The sequence below is a fragment of the Frigidibacter sp. MR17.24 genome, assembly GCF_037095655.1.
GTDB lineage: Bacteria > Pseudomonadota > Alphaproteobacteria > Rhodobacterales > Rhodobacteraceae > Frigidibacter.
Window position 1 is genome coordinate 92,412 of record NZ_JBAWKE010000009.1, and the last position, 6,730, is coordinate 99,141.

The window sequence follows — 6,730 nt, forward strand, 5'->3', positions numbered from 1 at the left end:
CGCATGAGCCGGATCTACGACCGCGTCGCGCTGATCGGCCTTGGTCTGATCGCCTCGTCGATGGGCCATGCGATGAAGGCCGCGGGACTTGCCGGCGAGATCGTCGGCCATGCCCGCTCGGCCGAGACCCGCGACGCCGCGCGCGAGGTCGGGTTCGTCGATCGGGTCTGCGCCACGGCGGCCGAGGCGGTGCAGGGCGCCGATCTGGTCGTGCTGTGCGTGCCGGTGGGCGCGATGGGCGCGGTCGCGGCCGAGATCGGCCCGCATCTGGCGCCCGGCGCCACCGTCACCGACGTCGGATCGGTCAAGCGCGCCGTGATCGAGGCGGTGGGCCCGCACCTGCCCGAGGGCGTGCAGTTCATTCCCGGCCACCCGCTGGCGGGGACCGAGCATTCGGGGCCGCGGTCGGGCTTCGCCACGCTGTTTCGCAACCGCTGGTGGCTGCTGACCCCGGTCGAGGAAGCCGCGCCCGCCGCGACCGACCGGCTGCGCGCGCTGCTCGAGGGGATCGGCGCCAAGGTCGACACGATGGAGGCCGACCACCACGACCTCGTGCTGGCGGTGGTGTCGCACACGCCGCACCTGATCGCCTACACGATGGTCGGCGTCGCCGACCACCTGGAACGCGTGTCGAACTCCGAGGTGATCCAGTATTCCGCCTCGGGCTTCCGCGACTTCACCCGGATCGCGGCCTCGGACCCGACGATGTGGCGCGACGTGTTCCTGACCAACAAGGACGCGACGCTGGAAATCCTCGGACGCTTCACCGAGGAGCTGTTCGCGCTGCAGCGCGCGATCCGCATGGGCGACGGCGAGCAGCTGTTCGACTATTTCACTCGCACCCGCGCGATCCGCCGCGGCATCATCGAGGCGGGGCAGGATACGGCGGCGCCGGACTTCGGGCGCGGAGCCGTCAAGGCCGAGGCATGAGCCCGCGCGGCCGCCGGCACCTGCTGGCGGTGCTGCTTGCGGCCGTGCCCATGCTCGCGCTGGCCGCGGGCGAGGGCACCGCGCCGCAGCGCTCGCCGCGCCCGCAGGCGGCGCCCGAGCGCGCGGCGGACACTGCGACCGACACTGCGGCGGACACCGCGGCGCCCGCGGTCGTGCCGTCGCGCCCCACGGCGAGCCTCGTCTTTCCCGGTCCCCGGCCGGTGACACCCGCCCCCAGTCCCGCCGCCAGCCCTGAGCCTGTCGCCGCGCCGCCCGCGCAGCCGCTGGCCTTCACCGGCGTCCGGCCGCGGGCCCGGCCGCCGGGCGCGGACGCCAAGGACCCGAGCCCGGGTGCCGCGCCCGGCGCGCCGCCGCAACGGGCAAGCATCGCCGCCGGCATCCGCCCCGGCGCGGGGTCGCTCGCGGCCTTCCCGGTCGCGCCGGCCCGCCCCGAGGCGGAGGCGGCGCCCACGCCCGACGGTGGCGCCCCCGAGGCCGGGATCGGCGCCGGGATCGGCGGCGGCGCGACGATCCCCTTCCGCTCGCCCCGCCCCGAGGGGCGCCCCGCCCACCGCCCGGAAAGCCCGACCGAGGTCGTCACCCCGACCGCGATGCCGCCCGGCCGCGCGGTCGAGCGCGGGCCCGGCGGCTTCGTCTGCGGCGTCACCTCGATCCGCGGCGTGCCGATCGCCGACAAGGTCGAGCCGGTGAAGGGCTGCGGGCTGAGCGACGGCGTGCGCGTGACCTCGGTCTCGGGCATCGCGCTGTCGCTGCCCGCCGAGATCGACTGCCAGACCGCGCGCACGCTCGACACCTGGGTCGAGCGCGCGGTGAAGCCGGCGGTGGGGCGGATGGGCGGCGGGCTTGCCCGGCTGGAGATCGCGGGCTCCTACACCTGCCGGCCGCGCAACAACCAGCCCGGCGCCAAGGTCAGCGAGCACGGGCGCGGCAAGGCGGTCGACGTCTCGGGGCTGACGCTGGCCGACGGCCGGGTGCTGAGCGTCAGCGCCGACTGGCGCGCGCCCGAGGCGGGCAAGGTGCTCAGGCGGATCCACGATGCCGCCTGCGGTCCGTTCGGCACCGTGCTCGGCCCCGGATCGGACGGGTTCCACGAGGACCACATCCACCTCGACACCGCGCCGCGCGCCCGCAGCGCCTATTGCCGCTAAAGCCCCTGCGCCGGCGGCAGCCGCGGGGCCGGGCCCAGCGGCAGCGGCCCGAGAGACATGAACCCCTTGCTGATCGTCAGCGGCACCTGCAGCCGCCCGTCGCGGGCGCCGGTCAGCTGCGCCAGCCCGTCGAGCGCGCGGCCGTAGGTGCGCGCGATGTCGCGATCGACCAGCCCGCTGGCGACGGCGAGGGTCAGCAGGTCGTTCCAGTTCGCCGCCTCGAGCTGCAGCGCGCCGTCGAGCACGCCATCGGCCCCCAGCGAGAGCTGCCCGCTGGCCGCAAGCGTGGCCGGCCCCAGCGCCAGCGACAGGTCGGTCACCTCGAAGGCCTGCGGGCGCGGCAGCGGCCCGCTCAGCGCCGCGCGGTCGATCGGCGCGGGCAGCGTCACCGTCACGTCGGCATGCAGCCGGTCGATGCGCGCGGGCAGGGCGCCCATCTGCGCCTGCACCGCCGCCGGCAGCGCGAGGTTCGCGATCTCGAGCCCGAGCTGCTGGCGCAGGCCGGTCGCGTCGGTGGCGCGGGTCGCCAGCCGCAGGCTGTCGAAGGCGGTGATCGGCCCCTCGGCCGCGGCCGCCTCGGCGCGGATCTCGCCGGGCCCGGTCACCAGCACGGCCTGTTCGAGCGGCAGCGCGGGCGAGAAGCCGACCGCGACCGAGCCGCGGGCGGCCGCGACCTGAAGCCGGGCCGACAGCCGCCCGAGGCGCAGCCGCTGCGCCGCCGGCAGGTCGAAGATCACCCGGTTCGGCCGCCAGCCCAGCGCATAGAGATCGATCCGCGGCGCCTGCCATTCGGCCCAGTTCCCGGCGCTGCGCAGGACGATCGGCTGCGCGGTCAGGTCGAAGCGGTTCGGAAAGCCCGCGATCGACAGCTCTGCCGGGTCGGCCCGCCCCGCCGCCACCGCCTGCGCCAGCGCCGCCCGCGCGCCCTGCAGCACCAGCCGCGATCCCGCGACCCAATAGGCCGACCAGCCCAGGGCCAGCAGCGCGAGCAGCCAGATCATCGCCTTCAGCGATCGGGGGAAGGGGGTTGCCATCGGCGGGAGTTTCCTCTTGATCGGGCCTGCGCTTGGTCGGGCTGCGCTGCGGCGGGGCCGGACGGGGACAGGCGGGGCCTCCTGTCCGGTCGCAAGCTTTACAGCCGCGGGCGGGCGGCGAACAGGGCGGGAAACGGGGCGGGGTGCTGACATGTGGGTGTTCGGATACGGATCGCTGATCTGGCAGCCGGGGTTCCCGGTGGCCGAGCAGGTGGCCGCGCGCCTGCCCGACTGGCACCGCAGCTTCTGCATGTGGTCGATCCACCACCGCGGCACCGAGGCCAACCCGGGCCTGGTGCTTGCGCTGGATGCCGCGCCCGGGCGCGCCTGTCTGGGCCTTGCGCTGAAGGTCGCGCCGGGGGCCGAGGCCGAGACGCTGGCCTACCTGCGCGAGCGCGAGCTGGTCTCGTCGGCCTATCTCGAGCGCGAGGTCGAGCTGGCGCTGACCGATGGCCGGTCGGTGCGGGCGCTGGCCTATGTCGTCGATCCCGGCCACCGGCAGTATTGCGGCGACCTGACGCTGGAGCGGCAGGCGCAGGTGATCCTCGGCGCGACCGGCGGGCGGGGGCCGAACCGCGACTACCTGTGGAACACGCAAAGCCACCTTGATGCGCTGGGGCTGGGCGACCCGGACCTGGACTGGCTGGCCGCGCGGGTGCGGCATCTGGCTGCGGGCGAAACCGGCGGCGCATCAGGGTTATCAAGCGATTAAGATTGGCGGGCGCGGGGGCGTTTCGCTATGATTCCCCAAACCGCCGGAAAGCGAGACATGCAGAGCCCACCTCCTGGCCCGACCTCCCCTGTGGCCGACCCTGCGCGTGGTCTGAAGGACCGGATCCTGACCCAGCCGCGGCCGTTCTTCTCGCAGCCGGTGCGGCAGGCGGTGCTGATGCTGGTGGTCTGCGCGCTGGTGGTGGCCGGCGCCTGGCTGATCCTGGCGCAGGTGATGTCGGTCTTCGCCTCGAACCCCTGGCTGAACGGCACGATCCTGTTCGTCTTCGTGCTGGGGGTGCTGACCTGCTTCTGGCAGGTCTACCAGCTGGCGAAATCCGTGGCCTGGATCGACCGCTTCGTCTCGGGGCGCGAGGGCGCGGCGGCGCATCCGCCGACGCTGATGGCGCCGCTGGCGGGGCTGCTGCGCGGGCGCGCGCGGTCGAGCCAGATCGCCGCCTCGTCGGCGCGCACGATCCTCGAAAGCGTCGAGGACCGGATCGAGGAGGGGCGCGACATCACGCGCTACCTTGCCAACCTGCTGATCTTCCTTGGTCTTCTGGGCACGTTCTACGGGCTGGCGACGACGGTTCCGGCGGTGGTGCAGACGATCCGCGACCTGGCCCCGCAGGGCGACGAGAACCCGATGGCGGTGTTCGACCGGCTGATGCACGGGCTGGAATCGCAGCTGGGCGGCATGGGCACGGCCTTCTCGTCCTCGCTTCTGGGGCTTGCGGGCTCGCTGGTGGTGGGGCTGCTCGAGCTGTTCGCGAGCCACGGGCAGAACCGGTTCTACCGCGAGCTTGAGGAATGGCTGACGACGATCTCGCGGCTGTCCTTCGCCAGCGGCGAGGGCGGCGACGCGGGGTCGCTCGCGCAGGTCGTCGACTACATGGCCGAGCAGATGGGCGCGCTGCAGGAACTGGTCGCGCGCAATGCCGAGGCCGGCGTCGCGGTGGACCACCGGCTGTCGCAGCTGTCGGACAGCGTCGAGCGGCTGACGCGCACGCTCGAGGCCGGGACGGCCTCGGACCAGCATCTCGTGCGCATCGCGGCGGGGCAGGAGCGGATCGCGGAGCTGCTGGAACGCGGCGCGACCGAGGACGGGCCCTATGGCGAGGCCGAGACCCGGATGCGCCTGCGCTCGATCGACGTGCAGCTGCTGCGACTGCTCGAGGAGGTCGCGGCGGGCCGGCAGGAGGCGGTGGGCGAGCTGCGCGGCGATCTGGCCGCGCTCACGCGCGCGGTGCGCGGGCTGACCACGCACGAGGCGCTGACCGGGCGGAGAGGCTGAGATGGCGCTGTCGTCGCGGCGCCGTCGCGGGGGGGCGCATTCCAACATCTGGCCAGGCTTCGTCGACGCGGTGACGACGCTGCTGATGGTGCTGATGTTCATCGTGACGATCTTCACGGTGGTGCAGTCGGTGCTGCGCGACCGGATCTCGAGCCAGGCGAGCGAGCTGTCGTCGCTGGGCGACCAGGTCGCCTCGCTTGCCGATGCGCTGGGGCTGGAGCGGTCGCGTGTGGCCGAACTGCAGGGCGGGCTCGACGCGGCCCAGGCCGAGGCCGACCGCCAGACCCGGCTGATCACCACCCTGAACGCCCAGATCGCGGCGCAGTCCGACCAGCTGCAGGCGGCGCAGGGCCGGATCACCGAATTCGAGGCGCAGGTGGCGGCGCTGATCTCGGACCGCGACGCGGCCCGGGGCGAGCGCGATACCGCCGCCGCGGCGCTGGCGCAGGCGCGCAGCGAGATCGATGCCCAGACCGAAGCCGCGCGGCTGGCCGCGGCCCGGCGCGAGGCGCTCGAGGCGCTGGTCGCGGACCTGCGCCAGAAGGGCGATGCCGCCGCCACGGCGCTGGCGCAGGCGCAGCAGGCGATTTCGGACCAGGAGGCGGCGCGGCTGGCCGATGCCGCGGCGGCCGCGGCGCTGCGCGAGCGGCTGGCGAGTTCCGAGGACGAGCTGACGGCGATGACGCTTGCGCTGGAGGACAGCCGCCGGCGCGCCGAGGAGACGCTGACGCTGCTGGCGGCGGCGGAGGCGGCGAAGAAGGATCTCGAGGGGGTGCAGGGCAGCGAGGCCGAGCGGCAGGCGGCGCTGCTGGCCGAGGCGCGGGCGCGGCTGGCGCAGGAACAGCAGGTCTCGGCCGACGGCCAGCGCCGGCTCGCGCTGCTGAACGAGCAGGTGAACGCGCTGCGGTCGCAGCTGCAGGGGCTGCAGTCGCTGCTCGATGCCTCGGCCGACCGCGACAGCGCGGCCAAGGTGCAGATCGAGAACCTGGGGGCGCAGCTGAACTCGGCGCTGGCGCAGGTCGCGGCCGAGCAGCGCCGCCGCGCGGCGCTGGAGGAGGCCGAGCGCGAGCGGCTGGAGGCCGAGGCCAAGGACCTGCGCCGCTACCGCTCGGAATTCTTCGCGCGGCTGTCGCAGCTTCTGGACGGGCGCGAGGGCGTGCGGGTGGTGGGCGACCGCTTCGTGTTCTCGTCCGAGGTGCTGTTCGAGCCCGGCTCGGCCGACCTGTCGGCCGAGGGACGCTCGCAGATCGCGGGCGTCGCCTCGATCCTGAACGACATCGCCAGCGAGATCCCCGACAGCATCGACTGGATCATCCGCGTCGACGGCCACACCGACACGACGCCGCTGTCGGGCAGCGGGCGCTATCGCGACAACTGGGAGCTGTCGCAGGCCCGGGCGCTGTCGGTCGTGCGCTACATGATCGACGGGCTTGGCTTTGCGCCGCAGCGGCTGGCGGCGACGGGCTTCGGGCAGTACCGGCCGGTGGCCGAGGGCGACAGCCCCGAGGCGCGGGCGGCGAACCGGCGCATCGAGCTGAAGCTGACCGAGCGCTGAGACGGTGACGCAAGGGGGGGGGGGGGGGGGGGGGGGG

The 6,730-nt window shown here is 74.3% G+C and carries 6 protein-coding genes; 5 read left to right on the forward strand and 1 reads right to left on the reverse strand.

Annotated elements, in window-relative coordinates; all coding sequences use genetic code 11:
- Window positions 1-3 precede the first annotated feature (3 nt).
- Complete coding sequence (locus tag V8J39_RS20220; RefSeq protein ID WP_336462778.1) at window positions 4-930, forward strand: prephenate/arogenate dehydrogenase family protein; 927 nt, start codon at window positions 4-6, stop codon at window positions 928-930.
- Window positions 927-2,099: an extensin family protein gene (locus tag V8J39_RS20225; protein WP_336462779.1), complete on the forward strand. Its 1,173-nt coding sequence runs from the start codon at window positions 927-929 to the stop codon at window positions 2,097-2,099. Before V8J39_RS20220 ends, V8J39_RS20225 begins: the two co-directional genes overlap by 4 nt.
- On the opposite strand, the gene V8J39_RS20230 is transcribed toward V8J39_RS20225, so the two are convergent.
- Entirely contained in the window at window positions 2,096-3,133 is a 1,038-nt protein-coding gene (locus V8J39_RS20230; protein ID WP_336462780.1) for a DUF2125 domain-containing protein, read from the reverse strand. The two genes, V8J39_RS20225 and V8J39_RS20230, sit on opposite strands and share 4 nt — an antisense overlap.
- A gap of 151 nt (window positions 3,134-3,284) precedes the next feature.
- Between V8J39_RS20230 and V8J39_RS20235 the strand changes: the two genes are divergently transcribed.
- From V8J39_RS20235 to V8J39_RS20245, 3 genes are all read left to right on the forward strand, one after another.
- Window positions 3,285-3,845, forward strand: a complete 561-nt coding sequence (locus V8J39_RS20235; RefSeq protein WP_336462781.1) for a gamma-glutamylcyclotransferase — start codon at window positions 3,285-3,287, stop codon at window positions 3,843-3,845.
- A 177-nt stretch (window positions 3,846-4,022) separates the two neighbouring features.
- A complete protein-coding gene (locus V8J39_RS20240) occupies window positions 4,023-5,138 on the forward strand; it encodes a biopolymer transporter ExbB (RefSeq protein WP_442902624.1) in 1,116 nt (371 codons plus the stop codon).
- A gap of 1 nt (window position 5,139) precedes the next feature.
- Complete coding sequence (locus tag V8J39_RS20245; protein ID WP_336462783.1) at window positions 5,140-6,693, forward strand: peptidoglycan -binding protein; 1,554 nt, start codon at window positions 5,140-5,142, stop codon at window positions 6,691-6,693.
- Window positions 6,694-6,730 lie beyond the last annotated feature (37 nt).